This is a genomic window from Selenomonas sp. F0473 (assembly GCF_000315545.1).
Lineage (GTDB): Bacteria > Bacillota > Negativicutes > Selenomonadales > Selenomonadaceae > Centipeda.
This window is the reverse complement of sequence record NZ_JH992902.1, coordinates 1,948,544-1,965,286: the sequence shown is the minus strand read 5'-3', so window position 1 is coordinate 1,965,286 and position 16,743 is coordinate 1,948,544. Positions and strand designations below refer to the sequence as shown.

Annotated in this window: 18 protein-coding genes; all 18 read right to left on the bottom strand. The window is 62.1% G+C overall.

What is annotated here, in order from left to right; all coding sequences use genetic code 11:
* Positions 1 to 203: 203 nt before the first annotated feature.
* The 18 genes from truB to rplJ all read right to left on the bottom strand — a co-directional run bounded on the left by truB (position 204) and on the right by rplJ (position 16,660).
* Positions 204 to 1,082, bottom strand: coding sequence for a tRNA pseudouridine(55) synthase TruB (truB, locus tag HMPREF9161_RS09120; protein WP_009729376.1), 879 nt, complete (start codon positions 1,080 to 1,082; stop codon positions 204 to 206).
* 1 nt (position 1,083) lies between these two features.
* The gene (locus HMPREF9161_RS09115) at positions 1,084 to 2,031 is read right to left on the bottom strand and encodes a bifunctional oligoribonuclease/PAP phosphatase NrnA (RefSeq protein WP_009729375.1); all 948 of its coding nucleotides are present in this window, start codon (positions 2,029 to 2,031) and stop codon (positions 1,084 to 1,086) included.
* Positions 2,028 to 2,402, bottom strand: a complete 375-nt coding sequence (rbfA, locus tag HMPREF9161_RS09110; RefSeq protein WP_009729374.1) for a 30S ribosome-binding factor RbfA — start codon at positions 2,400 to 2,402, stop codon at positions 2,028 to 2,030. The genes HMPREF9161_RS09115 and rbfA overlap by 4 nt, the downstream gene beginning before the upstream one ends.
* Before the next feature lie 18 nt (positions 2,403 to 2,420).
* Entirely contained in the window at positions 2,421 to 4,931 is a 2,511-nt protein-coding gene (gene infB, locus HMPREF9161_RS09105; protein WP_009729373.1) for a translation initiation factor IF-2, read from the bottom strand.
* Positions 4,931 to 5,263 carry a ribosomal L7Ae/L30e/S12e/Gadd45 family protein gene (locus HMPREF9161_RS09100; RefSeq protein WP_009729372.1) on the bottom strand — a complete coding sequence of 111 codons (333 nt, stop codon included), beginning with the start codon at positions 5,261 to 5,263 and terminating at the stop codon, positions 4,931 to 4,933. The genes infB and HMPREF9161_RS09100 overlap by 1 nt, the downstream gene beginning before the upstream one ends.
* Before the next feature lie 3 nt (positions 5,264 to 5,266).
* Positions 5,267 to 5,539, bottom strand: coding sequence for an RNase P modulator RnpM (gene rnpM, locus HMPREF9161_RS09095; RefSeq protein ID WP_009729371.1), 273 nt, complete (start codon positions 5,537 to 5,539; stop codon positions 5,267 to 5,269).
* A gap of 3 nt (positions 5,540 to 5,542) precedes the next feature.
* Entirely contained in the window at positions 5,543 to 6,679 is a 1,137-nt protein-coding gene (nusA, locus tag HMPREF9161_RS09090) for a transcription termination factor NusA (protein ID WP_009729370.1), read from the bottom strand.
* Between the two features lie 14 nt (positions 6,680 to 6,693).
* Entirely contained in the window at positions 6,694 to 7,143 is a 450-nt protein-coding gene (gene rimP, locus HMPREF9161_RS09085) for a ribosome maturation factor RimP (protein ID WP_037348883.1), read from the bottom strand.
* Between the two features lie 178 nt (positions 7,144 to 7,321).
* Positions 7,322 to 8,065: a zinc ribbon domain-containing protein gene (locus HMPREF9161_RS09080; RefSeq protein WP_009729368.1), complete on the bottom strand. Its 744-nt coding sequence runs from the start codon at positions 8,063 to 8,065 to the stop codon at positions 7,322 to 7,324.
* Positions 8,066 to 8,078: 13 nt separating this feature from the next.
* Positions 8,079 to 8,432 carry a hypothetical protein gene (locus tag HMPREF9161_RS09075; RefSeq protein WP_009729367.1) on the bottom strand — a complete coding sequence of 118 codons (354 nt, stop codon included), beginning with the start codon at positions 8,430 to 8,432 and terminating at the stop codon, positions 8,079 to 8,081.
* A 32-nt stretch (positions 8,433 to 8,464) separates the two neighbouring features.
* Positions 8,465 to 10,009 carry a hypothetical protein gene (locus tag HMPREF9161_RS09070; protein ID WP_009729366.1) on the bottom strand — a complete coding sequence of 515 codons (1,545 nt, stop codon included), beginning with the start codon at positions 10,007 to 10,009 and terminating at the stop codon, positions 8,465 to 8,467.
* Positions 10,010 to 10,149: 140 nt separating this feature from the next.
* Positions 10,150 to 10,755, bottom strand: coding sequence for a hypothetical protein (locus tag HMPREF9161_RS09065; RefSeq protein ID WP_037348882.1), 606 nt, complete (start codon positions 10,753 to 10,755; stop codon positions 10,150 to 10,152).
* Between the two features lie 5 nt (positions 10,756 to 10,760).
* Positions 10,761 to 11,903 (bottom strand): molecular chaperone DnaJ, encoded by a 1,143-nt coding sequence (dnaJ, locus tag HMPREF9161_RS09060; RefSeq protein ID WP_009729364.1) that lies wholly within the window; start codon positions 11,901 to 11,903, stop codon positions 10,761 to 10,763.
* A gap of 9 nt (positions 11,904 to 11,912) precedes the next feature.
* Positions 11,913 to 13,781 (bottom strand): molecular chaperone DnaK, encoded by a 1,869-nt coding sequence (dnaK, locus tag HMPREF9161_RS09055; RefSeq protein WP_009729363.1) that lies wholly within the window; start codon positions 13,779 to 13,781, stop codon positions 11,913 to 11,915.
* A 53-nt stretch (positions 13,782 to 13,834) separates the two neighbouring features.
* Positions 13,835 to 14,428, bottom strand: a complete 594-nt coding sequence (gene grpE, locus HMPREF9161_RS09050) for a nucleotide exchange factor GrpE (RefSeq protein ID WP_037348723.1) — start codon at positions 14,426 to 14,428, stop codon at positions 13,835 to 13,837.
* Positions 14,422 to 15,456 (bottom strand): heat-inducible transcriptional repressor HrcA, encoded by a 1,035-nt coding sequence (gene hrcA / locus HMPREF9161_RS09045; protein WP_009729361.1) that lies wholly within the window; start codon positions 15,454 to 15,456, stop codon positions 14,422 to 14,424. The genes grpE and hrcA overlap by 7 nt, the downstream gene beginning before the upstream one ends.
* A 251-nt stretch (positions 15,457 to 15,707) precedes the next feature.
* Positions 15,708 to 16,082, bottom strand: a complete 375-nt coding sequence (rplL, locus tag HMPREF9161_RS09040; protein ID WP_009729360.1) for a 50S ribosomal protein L7/L12 — start codon at positions 16,080 to 16,082, stop codon at positions 15,708 to 15,710.
* 41 nt (positions 16,083 to 16,123) lie between these two features.
* The gene (gene rplJ / locus HMPREF9161_RS09035) at positions 16,124 to 16,660 is read right to left on the bottom strand and encodes a 50S ribosomal protein L10 (protein ID WP_009729359.1); all 537 of its coding nucleotides are present in this window, start codon (positions 16,658 to 16,660) and stop codon (positions 16,124 to 16,126) included.
* Positions 16,661 to 16,743: the final 83 nt, after the last annotated feature.

The following is a 16,743-nucleotide window of genomic DNA, read 5'->3' as shown; positions in this document are numbered from 1 at the left end:
TCTCTTATCGGGGCGGTTTCGGATATCTTTAAATAAAAAACGCCTTCCCAATATCAATCATATTGGGAAGGCACCTGCCGCAGAAAATATGCCGCCATGACGAGGCAGAGCCCGGCGGCATTCGCACAATGCGGCTCGATAGAGCCCGCGCCTGCGCGGGTCTTTACGCGGGGCATCGTCCGAGCGCGGGTACGCACTCCCCGTCATATCGGCGGAAAGGTTTTCTCCGGGCGCATCTCCTGCGTCTGCGCATCATAGCGCCCGACGCCGAGGAATATGTCTCCGCCGTAAACGCGGTAGACGCCCTCCGCGAGCGGTAGGCGGCGCTCCCCGGTGGGGAGGCCGCTGTAGAACGCCTTGACCCGCGCGGCGTCGAGGTCGTAACGCGGGATATGGGAGAGGACGGCGTCGGGTGCGCGGAGCGCCGCCGCACGGGCATCCGCGAGTTCTTCGATCGTATCGGCGTCCCGGACCGAGAACGCGCCGACGCGGGTACGCAGAAGGAACCGCATCAGGGCGGGCAGTCCGAGCGCCGCGCCGATGTCCGCACAGAGGGTGCGGACGTATGTCCCCTTGCCGCAGTCCACATCGATGAGGATACCGCGCTGCGCCGCGTCATATCGAAGGAGCGAAATCCCCCGAATCTCCACGCGGCGCACGGGCATGTCAACCGTGCGCCCGCGGCGTACGAGATCATAGGCTCTCCGGCCGCCGATCTTAATCGCGGAATGCGCGGGCGGTCGCTGCTCTATGACGCCGACAAAGCGCGCAAGCGCGGCGCGCACTTCTTCCTCGGACGGGAAATCAAACGATGAAAGGCGTTCCGTCACCGCGCCGTAGACGTCCCCCGTATCGGTCGCGCATCCGAAGGAGATCTCCGCGCGGTAGGATTTATCCGCGCCCTCAAGATACTCGATGAGGCGCGCCGCGCGTCCGAGCGCGACGGGGAGAACGCCCGCCGCCGCGGGGTCGAGGGTGCCCGCGTGTCCCGCGCGTTTTTGCTTAAAAAGACGCCGCACGATATCGATGACATCGTGCGACGACAGTCCCGGCGATTTCAATACGTTGACGAATCCGTCCATGTTATGCGTTTAATTCCTTCCCTATGGCGGCGAGGATCATCCTGCGCGCCTCGTCAAACGGCGCGTGCAGGGTGCAGCCCGCCGCGCGGATATGTCCGCCGCCGTCAAAGGTCTGCGCGATGCGCGAGACGTTCACGCCCTTTGACCGCATGCTGACGCGGTAGGTGTCGGGCTCCAGCCATTTCATGAAGAACACGATCTGCGTGCCCTCGATGACGCGCAGGCTGTCGAGCAGTCCCTCGGTCGTCTTCACCTCGCGTGCGCGCGCCTCGTCGATAAAGACCGCGGCGACCCTGCCGTCGCAGAACATCTCGAGGCTCTCAATCGCGCGCACCTGCGCCATGACCTCGTCGTAGGATTTCATCTCCATCGCGACGGCGATGACGTTGGGTTTTACCCCTATCTCAATGAGCTCCGCCGCCGTGTGCATGGTATGCGGGGTCGTGTTGGAGAACCGGAAGAATCCCGTATCCGTCGCGATGCCCGTGTAGAGGCAGGTCGCTGCGTCGAGCGAGATCGTCCCGCCCATCGCGCGGATGAGCTCGCACATGATCTCGCAGGTCGCCGCGCGGCTCGGGTCGAGATAGAGGTACTCCGCTGCCTCGTCGTTCGTCACATGGTGGTCGATGTTGAGCACACGCGCCGCGTCGACCGACGGCACGACCGCCCCCGTGCGTTTCATCTCGACGTCGCAGACGACGAGGAGGTCGGCGGCATAACGCCGCCCCTCCGCGGGGCGCTCGATACGGTCGATCCCCGGCAAAACGCGAAAGATCCGCGGGATCTCGTCGTCGATCATGACGCGCGCGTCCTTGCCGATACCGCGGAGGAAATGCATCAGCCCGAGGGTCGAGCCGACGGAGTCTCCGTCGGGGCGGATATGGGACGTCAGGATGACGGTCTGCGCCTCATGCAGGAGACGCGCCGCTTCGGTCAAATTGATTTTCATCGGCTCTCCTCCCGCGCGTCCGCGTCTTTCTCATCGTGAATCGTGTCCAGAATGCGCCGGATACGGTCGCTGTACTCCAGCGAGGTATCGAGGGCAAAGCTGATCTCGGGGGTAAAGCGCAGGCGGATGCGCCTGCCGATCTCGCGGCGGACGAATCCGAGCGCGTGGCCGAGCCCCGCGAGGGTATCCCGAACGCTCTGCTCGTCGCCCATGACGCTGACGTAGATCTTCGCCTCGCGGAGATCCTCCGTGCAGGAGACGGATGTGACGGTCACGAAGCCGATGCGCGGATCCTTCAAATCATGCAGGATAATGTCGCTGATCTCCTGTTTCATCAGTTCCCGGACTTTTTCAACGCGAACCTTGCTCAAGCCGTCACGCTCCTCTCTCTACTCCTCTTCCTCAGCCGCAGTCTCCGCTTTGGCCGCGGCGGCCGCCTGCGCCTCGCGTTTTTCCTCGGCAGCCTTATTCGCCTCCGCGATGGAGGTCTCAATCTCCTCCATCGTGTATGCCTCGATGATGTCGCCCTCTTGAAAATCTTTGTACTCGACGATGGAGATGCCGCACTCATACCCTGCGGCGACTTCCTTCACCTCGTCCTTGAACCTGCGCAGCGAATCGATCTCCCCGTCAAACAGCTCGACGTTGTCGCGCAGGATGCGAATCCTGGAGTTGTTGAAAATCTTTCCTTCCAGGACGTAGGAACCCGCGACGAGCGCCTTGGAGAACCGCATGACTTGACGAATCTCGACGCGCCCCTGAACGACCTCTTTGTATTTCGGTTTGAGCATGCCGCTCATGGCGTCCTTGACGTCGTTCAGCGCGTCGTAGATGACGCGGTAGGTGCGGATGTCGATATCCTCGGTGTCCGCAAGACGGCGCGCATTCGCATCCGGCCGGACGTTGAACGCGATGACAATCGCCTTCGACGCCGTCGCGAGCATGATGTCGGACTCGCTGACCGCGCCGACGCCCGAGTGGACGATGTTGACGCGCACCTCGTCGTTCTTGTTAAGGCCGAGAAGCGCGCTGTTCAGCGCCTCGACGGAGCCCTGCACGTCGGCCTTGACGACGATGTTGAGGTCCTTGATATCGCCCTGCCGGATCTGGCTAAAGAGCGCGTCAAGCGTGACGCTCTTGGACTTGATGAGGTCGCGGCGCTGGTTGCCGAGGCGCGCCTCCGCGATGGAGCGCGCCTGTTTCTCATCGACGGCGGCGAGGATGTCGCCCGCCGACGGCACGTCGTTGAGGCCCAAAATCTCGACCGGCATGGAGGGTCCCGCCTTCTTGACGCTGTCCCCGCGGTCGTTGATCATCGCGCGCACATGGCCGTACGCCGTGCCGACGACGATGGAGTCGCCGATGCGCAGCGTGCCGCTCTGCACGAGCACGGTTGCGACAGAGCCCCGTCCCTTGTCGAGTTTCGCCTCGATGATGACGCCGCGTGCCTCTCGGTTCGGGTTGGCCTTCAGCTCCTCAACCTCGGCGACGAGCAGGATGTTCTCGAGGAGGTCGTCGATGCCCGTGCGCTGCTTTGCGGAAACGGGCACCATGATCGTCTCGCCGCCGTATTCCTCGGCGACGAGGCCGTACTCCATGAGTTCCTGCTTGACGCGCTCGGGGTTGGCGCCCGGCTTATCGACCTTATTGATGGCGATGATGATGGGCACGTTCGCCGACTTCGCATGGTCGATCGCCTCGACAGTCTGCGGCATGACGCCGTCGTCCGCCGCGACGACGAGAATCGCCACGTCCGTGATCTGTGCGCCGCGCGCACGCATCGCCGTGAACGCCTCGTGTCCCGGCGTGTCGAGAAAGACGATCTTCTTGCCTTTGCAGACGACCTGATACGCGCCGATGTGCTGCGTGATGCCGCCCGCCTCGTGCGTGCTGACGGACGTGTTGCGGATGGCGTCGAGCAGGGAGGTCTTGCCGTGGTCGACGTGTCCCATGACGGTGACGACGGGCGGACGCTCTTTGAGCGTCTTGGGATCGTCGACGATCTCGGGGATCAGCGTCGGATCGACATCCGGCGGCAGTTCCTCGGTCGTTACGCCGAACTCGGCGGCGACAAGCGTTGCGGTGTCGAAGTCGATCTCCTGATTGATGCTCGCCATGACGCCCATGAGAAGGAGTTTCTTGATGATGTCGGACGCCGTATAGCTCATCTTGGACGCGAGATCCTTGACGGCAATCGTCTCCGGCAGCTTAATGTGCTTGGGGCGCGCGATCTCCACCTTCGGCGCGGGCGCCGCCTGCGTGCGGCCCTTGCGCTGTTTGCGCGATCCGCCGCGCCCTGCCCGGGACAGATCCGTCCGCTCCTCGCGGTCACGGCGCGCGCCGCCGCGCCCGCCGCGGCCGCGGTCTCCGCCGCCCGCATTCTCGCCGCCGCGGCCGCCGCGCCGACGGCCGGTCTCGCGGCTCTCCGAGGGCGGCGGCGCGGGGATTGCCGCGGCGGATATTCTGCCGCCCGCGGTGCGGCCGCCCGCCGCCCTCCCGGCAGCGCCGCGCGCGGAACGTCCGGCGCCCTCCGCGCGCGTCTTGGCCGGCGCCTCACGCACGATTACGACGCCCGGCGCCTTCGTGCGCGCGCGCAGCACCTGCCGCTCCGTCTCGGATGCGGACGTCTCCGCCTTGTCCGCCGCGGCACGGGCGCGCGGTTCCTTTCTCGCGGGGCGCTCCTGCTGCGGAGCGGGGGCTTTGCTCTGCAGGGACTCCTTCCGCACAGGTTTCGCCACGCGGCTAAGCTCCGTCTTCACAACGGCGCGCTCTTCCTCACCGACCGCACTGAACATGTTCTTTACTTTGTAGTTCTTGCTCTTTAGGATATCAATAATGGTATTTTTGTCCGTCTTGAATTCCTTTGCCAAATCGGTGATTCTGTATTTCGATTCCGACATCAATCCACCCCCGTCGATATTTCATGCAGGTAGGCGCCGAGCCTCTCTGCAAACCCGCTATCTATCAGTACGGCAACCGCGCGGTACTCTTTGCCGAGGCACCGTCCCAGCCGTTCCGTTGTCATCAGTTCCACATGGGGGACACGGTCCCGCTCGGCCATGTCCAAAAATTTACGCTTCGTCTCTTCCGCCGCATCCGCGGCGAGAAGGAGGTATTTCCCCCGCCCCTTGCGCAGCGTTTCCTCCGCCATGAATGCGCCCGAGACGATCCGCCGCGCGCGCGCCGCCATGCTCAGCAAATTCTCTATGCGGCTCTCCATCCGCGCGTCCATACGCTAGTCCTCCGCACGCGCCCGCAGCGCTTCGGCAAGGGCGTCGTAGACGGCGGGTGCGACCCGCCCCTTGAACGACCACGCAAGGCCGTTATGCCTGCGCGCGGCCCGGAGGCATTCCGCGCGGGGGCAGAGATACGCCCCGCGCCCCGGGCTCTTACCCGTCGCGTCGACGGAAATTTCACCCGCCGGACTGCGCACAATACGCAGGAGTTCTGCCTTCGGATGCTTCTCCCGGCAGCCGACGCACAGCCGCTCGGGCCGTTCCGCCGGCACCGCTTAGGCCTCCTCCGCAGCGGGCTCCGGCGCCGCGGGCGCCTCGTGCGCGTCCTCTGCGGGACTCAGCCCTTCCTGCGCCGCCTGAGATTCGCTCTTGATGTCTATTTTCCATCCCGTCAGCTTTGCCGCAAGGCGGGCGTTCTGCCCCTCCTTGCCGATGGCGAGGGAGAGCTGATAATCCGGCACGATGACGCGGGAGATTTTCTCCGTCTCGCTCACGGCGACCGAGATCACCTTCGCCGGGTTGAGCGAGTTCGCGATATAGGCCGCGGGGTCGTCGCTCCATTTCACGATATCGATCTTCTCTCCCGCGAGTTCGTCGACGACCGCCTGCACGCGCATGAAATGCGGGCCGACACAGGCGCCGATGGGGTCGACGCGCTCCTCCGCAGAGCAGACCGCGACCTTCGAGCGGCTGCCCGCCTCGCGCGCAATCGCCTTGATCTCGACGATGCCCTCCTGCATTTCGGGGACCTGCAGTTCAAACAGTTTTTTCAGCAGCCCCGGATGGGTCCGCGAGAGCATGATCTGCGGGCCGCGCGGCGAGCGTCTGACCTCGATGATATACGCGCGAATGGTATCGCCGTAGTTATATGTCTCGGTCGGCATCTGCTCGGTCGGCATCAGCACGGCTTCGGCCTTGCCGATGTCGACGTATACGCTGCGGCCCTCGACGCGCTGGACGATGCCCGTCACGATGTCGGCGGAGCGGTTCATGTAGGCCTCGTAGACGATGCCGCGCTCCGCCTCGCGCAGGCGCTGCATGACGACCTGTTTCGCGGTCTGCGCGGCGATGCGGCCAAAGTTCGCGGGCGTCATTTCAATCTCGATCACATCGCCGACCGCATAATCCGGGTTCATCGCGCGCGCCTGCGCGAGCGAGATGTCCGTGATGCCGTTCTCCGCCTGCTCTACCACCGTCTTGATCGCAAAGACATGGAATGCGCCCGTCTCGCGCGAAAGCGATATCCGTACGTTCTGCGCGGAGCCGAAATTGCGCCGATAGGCCGAGATCAGCGCCGCCTCGATGGTCTCGAAGAGGAGTTCTTCATCGATCCCCTTTTCGTACGCGAGCTCCTTCAGCGTTTGAAGGAACTCCTTCCCGGCGTTCTGCCCCTTTGTGATCTTTCTTGCCAAAACCCAAATCCTCCCTAAAACTCGACGTGCAGGCGCACCTGCGATACCTGCTCCATCGGGATGCGCACATCGCCGTCCAGTATGAGCGCCGTTTCGTCATGTCCCGCGAGCACGCCCGTAAAATTCTTTTTGCCCGCATGCGGCGCATAGAGCGTCACATCGACGGTCTTGCCGCGCTCGCGGTCGAAATCCCGCGGCTTGCGCAGCACGCGGTCGAGTCCGGGCGAGGAGACCTCGAGGATATAGGCGTCGGCGATAAAATCCTCGCGGTCGAGGATCTCCTCGAGACGCTCGCTGAGCGTCCGGCAGTCCTCGATGTCGATGCCGGCCTCCTTGTCGATGTAAACGCGCAGGTACCGGTCGCGTTCGCGCACATATTCCACATCGACGAGTTCCAGTTCCGGCTGCGCCGGCAGGAGCCCGCGCACAATCTCCTCGACGCGCTCCTCAATCTTTGCGTTCATCGTATTCCTCTCTCCGTCCCGGCCGCGCCGCACAAGAAAGCACGACGACAAACCGCCCTGCTTCTTTCCTACATGAATGAAAGAGTGGGCTTTCACCCACTCTTTCCACGTTTTAAATGAATTTATCTGAGTATAACATACGCCGAAAGCTTTGTAAAGCCCCACGCGGCCTATTTTCTCAATGCATGATCCGGCTGACTTTCGACTGCGAAAACAACAGGAAGAGCAACGCGGCGAGAACGATCGAGTACGCCCACGCGGGAACCTCAATCGACGCGAGTTTCACTTTCTCCGTCGCGAGTTCCTTCCATCGCGCGATGAGGATGTTCATCAGGAAGGGCTCGCCCTCAGCGGCCGTCGCGAGAAAGACGCTGTCGACCGCCAGGCAAAGCGCGCCGCCGACGAATATGCCCGCGCCCCAGTCGAGAGAAATCGCCGCCCCCGCCATCGCGCCGAGAAATCCGCGTTTGAGTTCGGAGATCATGCTCTCATATTTAAAAAACGCGGCGGCCGCAAAAAGGACAAAGCTCTGCGCCATCGCAAGTCCGACGGCGTACCTGCGCCGCTTCGCGAGCGCATAGGCCGCGGCGCACGCGATCGCAATGATGCCGAGCATGAGCGACTTGCTGACGTCCATTATCGTGACGTCGAACATGTGCCCGAGCGAGACCCACGGCGTAAATACTGACACAATAATGAGCAACGCACTGCCGTAAGGCATGAATTGCAGCTGCGCCTTTCGTACCGCATCCTTCTCCGCCTGCTCATCCGCGGCCGCAGGCGCGGCGTGAGACGCGTCTTCTCCGTGCGCGGGGACCGTTCCCTCCGTCCGCTCTTCTCCCGTGTCCCGCGCCGCGCCGCAGTGCGCGCAGAACCGCGCCTCTTCCTCCATCGAGGTTCCGCATTTTTCACATGATTTCACAGCCGTCTTCCTCCTATCTCCCATACAAATAGCGCGTCAGCCATGCGAGCACGCGGCTCCTGCCGACGAGACCGACGATCGCGCCGAGGATGCAGACGCCGACAATCGCCATCGCCATCGTGGGCAGCACGATGAAGATGACGAATGTCAGCAGCGCCGCGAGGATCGCCGCCCACACGATACTCCCTAGGAGAGAGCGCTGCGGCGCGCCGCCGATGCGGACATAGCGCACAGAGCCGCGCTGCGCGCGCCCGTATATGCCGTCCTCGCCGCGCGGCGCCTCCGCTCCGTCCTCCTCGACCGTCACGCCCCGATAGGCTGCGTTCTCCTCGCGGCTCATCGGCCGCACACGGGGATCCTGCTCCATAACAGACCTCCTTTCCGCCCTTTGGCATACGATTATTTTCCATTCACCACAGTGTAGAGCATCGTAACGAAGCCCTCTTCCCCGAGATAGCGGGGATCAAACGGGACGCAGCCGAGCGTCTCGCGGATACGGCCCGCGGCCGCGCCGACGGTTTTCTTGTCCGAGCCGAACACTCGGTAGAGCTCCGTAATATGCGTGAGATCGATGCGGTTGATCTCCGCAAAGAGGAAAATGACCGCCGTCAGCGCCTCCGGCGTCTCCGCCCACGCGCCCGCGAGATGCGCATAATCGAGGAAAAGTCCCGCCATCAGTTCCTGCGCATAGCGGCTGAAGCCGAGTTTCTCGGCGACGGCGCGCAGCACGGCGACCTCTTCCTTGCAGCGCTCCGATACGGAAGCCGGCCGCTCTATGCGGTGCGGCAGCGCGCGCTGCGGGAGCACATCGAGCTGCGCAAGCGAAGAGAGCGCATGGATCGTATGGCGCACAAGCGCCGCTTCGCGCAGGAGGAAATCGTCCATATCCGCCGCATGTTTCTGCATGCGGAAGAGCCGGTGCTCGCGGTGAATCGTCTCGCTGATGCGGCGCTGCAGGCGCTTGCTCGCGGGAATGGACGTGATGTAGTTGAGCATCATCATGCCCTCGTCGCAGATATGTCCAAACAGGATCGTACTGCCGAGCGGTCCCGGGAGGTCCGGATGCGGCAGGACGACCTCCTCGTCGCGCAGGATATCGCGGCAGACGATGTGCTCCTCGTACTCCTCGGTCACCGCGAGCACCGCAAACCGCGCCGCAAGGAGGTCCCGTACGATCTCGCGCTCATCGTAGTCGAGCTTGTCCCATTCCTGCTCGCTGTAATGCGCGATGGGCGTCTCGTCCGTCGCGATCAGATGATAGTCGAAGAAGAAGAAATCCCAAAAGCGCAGCCAAAAGGTCTCCTTTTCCTCTTCGGACGCGTGCTCATATGCGTTCATATCGTAGCGTTCGCCCGTGTAGATCATCGCGGCGCGGCCGATATCGAGCTGATACGGCGGCCGGCGAAAGTATTCTCCGATCTTGTGCAGGAGGTTGTTGAGCTGGAGGTTCAGCTCCTCCATCTCCATGCGCTCATCCTCTTCGATATCCTCGAGCGTCAGCCCTTCGATTTCCTCCCATTCGACCATCTCGGGCAGTCGGAAACGTCCCGTGATATAGAACTCCTCGAGATCCGCATCCAGTTCGCCCATATCCGTCTCATAGTCCCCCGTCTCTTCGAGGTAGGCGAGGAAGACGCGCATGCGGGAAAAATAATCCTCCACATGGCGCTTGAGCGGGCGCCGATCGATATGCGCCGCGGCATAGCGAAAGAAGAGCGCGAGATAATCGATGCGGATGAGCAGACGCGCGAGCTCGTCGCTGCGGCGCAGAATGACGGCAAGGAAATCCTCGATGCAGTACCAGTCCGCGCAGAGCTCCTCATTGCTCCGTCCCTTCCACGCGGCGCCGCGCAGATAGCGTTCGATCAAGGGACGCGGGACGAAGATGTTCGCGCGTCCGTGTTCGCCGTAGAAACGCTTGACCAAAGCGTAGACATTTTCCATGCAGCCCTCCCGCCGTCATGCGTTTCCTAAATAGACAAAGAAAAATCAATACGGTTTATCCTAACAAATGCGTGAACGCTTGTCAACAAAGAAGCGGCCGCAGCTTCTTATGAAAGCCGCGGCCGCTCCGCCGTTTATTTTCACGCGCGCGCATCGCCGAGCAGGATCAGCCCGCCCCGGCGCTCATAGCCCGTTTCCCACAGGGTGCGCAGGTCGAGCCGGCGCCAACTGCCGTAGGTCACGGCCTTGACCGCGCACGCGTCGTCAAAATCTTCGTATCCCGTAATGAGGTACCAGTGCCAAACATAAAACGCCATCGAGGGCGCCCTATGCCGCAGCGTGAGACACGGGATCGGCATGCCGGCATCGATCTGCCGGCGCACGACGGCGCGCGTCTCTTCATAGCTGCGCGTCCCCTCCCACGGGGCGAGCGCGATGCAGTCCACCGCACGGTCGCGCAGATAGGCCGAGAAGCCGTCGATATAGATATCGAGGCGGTCGATGCCCATCGGGCGCGGACTGAGATACGGCCGCATCATCTGGGAGAACGCGACATAGTCTTCACGCACGACGGGCAGACGAAAGGGATATGCCCGCGAGATGTTCTTGTGCATGGCGAGATAGACCGACACGTCGCATGCCGTCTCCGCGCCGCAGCCGCCGCCCCGCATGAATTCGTCGGCGAACCAGTCCTGATTGCCGCCGTAGGAGCCGTCGATTTGAAAGTAAGGAAGTTCTCTCTTCATCACGTTTAGGTAAAGAGATCCTTAAATTTCTCGTAGAAGGTCTTCTGCTCCGGGTTGACGGAATCGCCGCTGAGTGCGGCAAACTCCTTGAGGAGCTCTTTCTGCCGCGCGGAGAGTTTCTGCGGGGTCGTTACCTTGATGCGGACATGCTGATCGCCGCGGCCGGAGCCGCGCAGGTTCGGAATCCCCTTGCCCTTGACGCGGAGCACCGTTCCCGTTTGGATCCCCGCGGGGATCTTGAGATCGACCGCACCGTCGAGCGTCGGCACCTGTACCGTCGCGCCGAGCGACGCCTGTACGAAGGTGATCGGGATCTCGATGACGACGTCGTTGCCGCGCCGCTGAAAGAGCTTGTGCGGCTTGATGAAAATGTAGACGTAGAGATCGCCGTTGCCGCCGCCCCGCACGCCGGCTTCGCCCGCGCCGGTGACGCGCACGCGCTGCCCTTCGTCGACCCCCTTGGGGATCTTGACGTCGATCTTGCGCGTGACGCGCCTGCGGCCCGTGCCGCGGCAGTCGTCGCACGGATTTTTGACAATCTTGCCCGTACCGCCGCATTTGCTGCAGGTACGCGCGGTGCGCATGCTGCCGAGCATCGTCCGTTGGATGATCTCTTCCTGTCCGGAGCCGTGGCAGACGGGGCAGGTCTCGGGCGCGGAGCCCTTGGCCGCGCCGCTGCCGCCGCAGGTGGGACAGTTTTCCTCTCGGGGAATCTCAAGCTGGATTTCCTTGCCGAATGCCGCATCCTCGAAGGAAATCTCAAGATCGTAGCGCAGATCCGCGCCGCGCTCGGGTCCCTGTCGGCGTGCGCGGCGCCCGCCGCCCATGCCGAACATATCGAAGATGTCGCCCATATCGAAGCCGAAACCGGCGCCGCCGAAGGGATCGCTCCCCCCGGCGCCGCCGCCGCGGCGCGGGTCAAAGGCATCGTGGCCGAACTGGTCGTAGGCCGCTTTTTTCTGCGGGTCTTTGAGAACGTCGTACGCCTCGTTGACCTCCTTGAATTTCTCCTCGGCGGTCTTGGGGTCGTTGCGGTTGAGGTCGGGGTGATACTTACGCGCGAGTTTTTTATATGCTTTTTTGATATCGTCGTCCGAGGCGCCTTTAGGAACGCCTAGGATTTCGTAGTAATCGCGTTTATCGCTCACAATGCCACCTTACTTCTTGTCGTCGTCCTTGACCTCGGTGAACTCCGCGTCGACCACGTTGTCGTCCTGCGGCGCGCTCTCGGCGCCCGCGCTTGCCCCGGCGTCGGCTCCCGGCGCCGCGCCCGCGGCGCCCGCCGCCTGCTGCGCCTGTTGATAGGCCGCGGCGGAGAGTTCGTAAAGGGGCTGCTGGAGTTCCTCGGTCGCCTTTTTGACGGCCTCGAGATCCGTGCCTTTGAGGGCTTCTTTCAGCTTCTCGACGCCCGCGTTGACCTTCTCGACGAGCGCCTTGTCCGCATTCTCGCCGAGATCCTTGACGGCCTTCTCCGCCTGGTAGACGAGGGAGTCGCCCGCGTTGCGCGTGTCGACGGCTTCCTTCTGCGCCTTATCCTCGGCGGCATGCGCTTCGGCTTCCTTGACCATGCGGTCGATGTCCTCTTTGCTCATGCCGCTGTCGGACTGGATCGTGATCTTCTGCTCTTTGCCCGTGCCGAGATCCTTTGCCGAGACGTTGACGATGCCGTTCGCGTCGATGTCGAACTTGACCTCGATCTGCGGCACGCCGCGCGGTGCGGGCGGGATATCGGTGAGCTGGAACCGGCCGAGGGTCTTGTTGTCCGCGGCCATCTCGCGCTCGCCCTGCAGGACGTGGATCTCAACGCCCGGCTGATTGTCGGCCGCGGTCGAAAACACCTGGCTCTTCGACGTCGGGATGGTCGTGTTGCGGTCGATGATCTTCGTGCAGACGCCGCCGAGGGTCTCGATGCCGAGCGAAAGCGGGGTGACGTCGAGCAGGAGCACGTCCTTGACCTCGCCGACAAGCACGCCGCCCTGGATGGCCGCGCCGATGGAGACGCATTCGTCCGGGTTGACGCCCTTCGAGGGCTCCTTGCCGAGGATCTTGCGGATCGCTTCCTGCACGGCGGGAATACGGGACGAGCCGCCGACGAGAATGATCTTGTCGATATCGCTGCCCGAAAGGCCCGCGTCTTCCATCGCCTTACGCGTCGGCTCCATCGTGCGCTCGACGAGATCCGCGGTGAGTTCGTCAAACTTTGCGCGCGTGAGCGTGAGGTCGAGATGCTTCGGCCCCGAGGCGTCCGCCGTGATGAACGGCAGGTTGATGTTCGTCTGGGACATATTCGAGAGCTCGATCTTCGCCTTCTCGGCGGCCTCGATGAGACGCTGCGCGCTCATCTTATCCTTTGAGAGGTCGATGCCGTTCTCCTTCTTGAACTCCTCGACCATCCAGTCCATGATCTTCTTATCGAAATCGTCGCCGCCGAGGTGGGTATCGCCGTTCGTCGCCTTGACCTCGAACACGCCTTCGCTGAGTTCGAGGATGGAGACGTCGAACGTGCCGCCGCCGAGGTCGAAGACGAGGATGGTCTCGTCCTTATCCTTATCGAGACCGTAGGCAAGCGCCGCCGCCGTCGGCTCGTTGATAATGCGCAGAACTTCAAGCCCCGCGATCTTGCCGGCGTCCTTCGTCGCCTGACGCTGACTGTCGTTGAAGTACGCGGGCACCGTGATAACCGCCTGCGAAACGGTCTCGCCGAGATACGCTTCCGCGTCGCTCTTGAGTTTCTGGAGAATCATCGCGGAAATCTCGGGCGGCGTGTAGCTCTTTCCGTCAATCGTCACATGATAGTTCGAATCGCCCATATGACGTTTGATGGACGAGATCGTACGATCCGGGTTCGAAACCGCCTGGTTCTTTGCGAGGCGCCCGACAAGGCGCTGCCCGTCCTTCGTAAAGCCGACCACCGACGGGGTGATGCGGCTGCCCTCGGGGTTCGTGATGACGGTCGGCTCGCCGCCCTCCATCACCGAGACAACGGAGTTCGTCGTGCCAAGGTCAATACCGATTACTTTTGCCATTTTATATTCCTCCAAATCAAATATTTAAATATTTAGATGTAGTTTTCTTTATGTTAGTTTCCCGCGACCTGAACCATCGAGGGGCGTATGACGCGCCCCTTGACCCGATAGCCCTTCTGCAGTTCCTGCGTGACGGTTCCGTCCGCAATGTCCGGATTTTCGACGCGCATGACCGCTTGATGGACGTTGGGGTCAAACGGCCGGCCTTCGGCTTCGATCTGCTCCAGGCCGTTTTTCTCGAGCACCTCGCGCAGCTGCGTAAAGATCATCTCCACACCCTTGCGGAAGGCCTCGCCGTCGGTCTGCTCGACCGCCATCGCGCGCTCGAAATTGTCGAGGAGGGGCAGAAGGTCGCCGAGCATATTCTGCGTGATGACCGCCGTAAGCTCTTCCTTCTCCTTTGCCGTGCGGCGCCGGAAGTTTTCAAAATCCGCCTGGAGCCGCAGAATGCGGTCGCTTTTCTCTTTGAGTTCCGCCTCGAGCGCGGCGGCGGGATCTTCCGCGGGGGGGACGTCCTCAACCGTCGGTTCGGTCTCCTCCGTCCCCTCCGCTTCGTCGGCCGCAGTCTCTACGGACCGCGCCTCTTCCTCCGCCGCCTCCGGCATCGTCTCTTCCTTTTCCTGCAAACCGTTCACCTCTTCTACCACTTCAAACGATGGATCATCTCTGTTAAATTTGCGTTGACATAGTCTAGGATGCGCATGGCCTTCGCGTATTCCATGCGCGTCGGGCCGAGTACGGCGATCGTGCCGAGCAGTTTCCCGTCGACATGATAGGATGCCGTGACGACGCTCGTGTCCCAGAAGGCGCTGCTCGTATTCTCGCGGCCGATCGTTACCGTAAGGCCCTCTCCCGCATGCGTATGCAGGATGTCCTTCACGAGATCCTCGCGTTCGAGCGCGAGCAACATCTCGCGGACGCGGTCGAGATCCCGGTACTCCGGATTCGCCAGCAGCTGTGCCGTTCCGCCGAGATAGAGACGTTCCTCCGTACGCCCTTCGAGGGCGCGGTGCATCACATGCATCGCCTCTGCGAAGATCGCCTCGTCACCGATCTCATCGCGGATACGCCTTAGATCCTCTCGCGTAACTTCACTCAATACTTTGCCGGAGAGGACCCGATTGACGGCCTCGGCCATACGCTGAAAGTCCGCAAACGACGCGCCTTCCGGCATATCGACGACGCGATTCTCAACAAAGCCGGCATCCGTCATCAGAACGGCGATCACTTGATCCGTCCCCATCGGCAGGAACTGCAGGAGGCGGAATGCCGCCTGCGCCGCCTGCGGCGCAAGGACAAGCGCAACGTTGTGCGTGACGTCGGCAATGAGACGCGCCGTTTCCCGGAACATCTCGTCGAGGCGCCGCACCCGCGCGCGGTACCAGCCGTGAATACGCCTCCTCTCGGTATCCGTGACAGGCGCGACGGGCAGGAGCCCGTTCACATAGAACCGGTACCCCTTCGACGACGGGATCCGTCCGGCAGACGTATGCGGATGCTCCAGGAATCCGAGCATCTCGAGATCCGCCAGCTCGTTGCGGATGGTCGCGGGGCTGATGCCGAGATTGTATTTGCGTGCAAGCGTACTCGATCCCACCGGTTCCGCCGACGCGATGTAATCGTCGACGACGGCCCATAAGATCTTACTCTTGCGCGCGTCGAGTTCGTCCAACATCAACCCCTCTCCTCTCTTTCGAGTATCGTTAGCACTCTGCAAAGTTGAGTGCTAACCGAATCTATAAAGAATATACAGCGGAAAAAGCAAAAAGTCAAGCGTTAAAACGACAAAAAGTCAAATATTTTTTAGAAACGGATACGGCATATTATGACGCGCGCACGCACAACCGATATCCGAGGCGCGCAAAAAGGGCTGCCGCACGATTTTCCATCGTGCGGCAGCCCCCTCTTCAATTCGTTCGAAGTAAATTACTTCAGCTCGACCGTTGCGCCGGCCTCTTCGAGTTTGCCCTTGAGCTCCTCGGCCTCGGCCTTCGCGACGTTCTCCTTGATCGGCTTCGGCGCGCCGTCGACGAGTTCCTTCGCTTCCTTCAGGCCGAGACCCGTCGCCTCGCGGACGGCCTTGATGACGTTGATTTTCTTGTCGCCTGCGGCCGCAAGAACAACGGTGAACTCCGTCTTCTCCTCGCCGCCGCCGGCAGCGGGAGCGGCGCCGCCCGCAGCGGCGACCGCAACCGGCGCAGCCGCGCTGACGCCGAACTTCTCTTCCATGGCCTTTACGAGCTCGGAAAGTTCGAGAACCGTCATGTTCTCAATGGCTTCAAGAATCTGATCCTTATTCATTCTATATACCTCCAAAAAATGTAATTTCTCTCTTCATCGTCTTATGCGGACGCCTTCTGCGCGCGCACCGCGTCAAGCACATAGACGGCGTTGCGGAGCACGCCGTGCAGCACGCCCACCGCGTTCGCAAGCGGCGCGTTCATGCTGCCCATGAGTTTGGCAACAAGTTCTTCGCGCGACGGGAGCGAGGCAAGCGCCTGCACCTCTTTCGTCTCGATGACCTTGCCGTCGACGGTACCGACCTTGACGGACAGGATGCCTTTTTCGTCAAGTTTGTTCTTCTTGATGTAGTCGCAGATGACCTTCGCGGGAGCAACGGCATCCTCTGCGGAGAACGCGAATGCCGTCGTCCCCTCGAGATGCGGGTCGAGCCCCTCGAGCCCGAGCGCATCGGCCGCGCGGCGCAGCATCGTGTTCTTAACGACGTGATAGGTCACGCCCGCGGCGCGCAGTTCGCGGCGCAGCTCCGTATCCTGTGCGACCGTGAGGCCGTTGTAGGTCGTGAACACCGCGCCCTTGGCGGAGCCGAGCTGTTCCTTGAGGCCCGCAACGATAGCTTCTTTTTTATGATCTGCCATGAAATTCATTTCCCTCCTTTCGTCTATGAAATATAAAAATCTCCGGCTGCTCCGCCGGAGATGAATGTTCTAATTCACGTCCG

Coding starts and splice junctions, on each gene's coding strand:
- infB (WP_009729373.1), bottom strand. CDS start 4,931: ATGTCGGAATCGAAATACAGAATCACCGATTTGGCAAAGGAATTCAAG.
- dnaK (WP_009729363.1), bottom strand. CDS start 13,781: ATGGCAAAAGTAATCGGTATTGACCTTGGCACGACGAACTCCGTTGTC.
- HMPREF9161_RS09100 (WP_009729372.1), bottom strand. CDS start 5,263: ATGGACGCGCGGATGGAGAGCCGCATAGAGAATTTGCTGAGCATGGCG.
- rimP (WP_037348883.1), bottom strand. CDS start 7,143: ATGAACGCAAAGATTGAGGAGCGCGTCGAGGAGATTGTGCGCGGGCTC.
- HMPREF9161_RS09065 (WP_037348882.1), bottom strand. CDS start 10,755: ATGAAGAGAGAACTTCCTTACTTTCAAATCGACGGCTCCTACGGCGGC.
- rplL (WP_009729360.1), bottom strand. CDS start 16,082: ATGAATAAGGATCAGATTCTTGAAGCCATTGAGAACATGACGGTTCTC.
- truB (WP_009729376.1), bottom strand. CDS start 1,082: ATGGACGGATTCGTCAACGTATTGAAATCGCCGGGACTGTCGTCGCAC.
- hrcA (WP_009729361.1), bottom strand. CDS start 15,456: ATGTTGGACGAACTCGACGCGCGCAAGAGTAAGATCTTATGGGCCGTC.
- HMPREF9161_RS09115 (WP_009729375.1), bottom strand. CDS start 2,031: ATGAAAATCAATTTGACCGAAGCGGCGCGTCTCCTGCATGAGGCGCAG.
- HMPREF9161_RS09070 (WP_009729366.1), bottom strand. CDS start 10,009: ATGGAAAATGTCTACGCTTTGGTCAAGCGTTTCTACGGCGAACACGGA.
- HMPREF9161_RS09075 (WP_009729367.1), bottom strand. CDS start 8,432: ATGGAGCAGGATCCCCGTGTGCGGCCGATGAGCCGCGAGGAGAACGCA.
- rplJ (WP_009729359.1), bottom strand. CDS start 16,660: ATGGCAGATCATAAAAAAGAAGCTATCGTTGCGGGCCTCAAGGAACAG.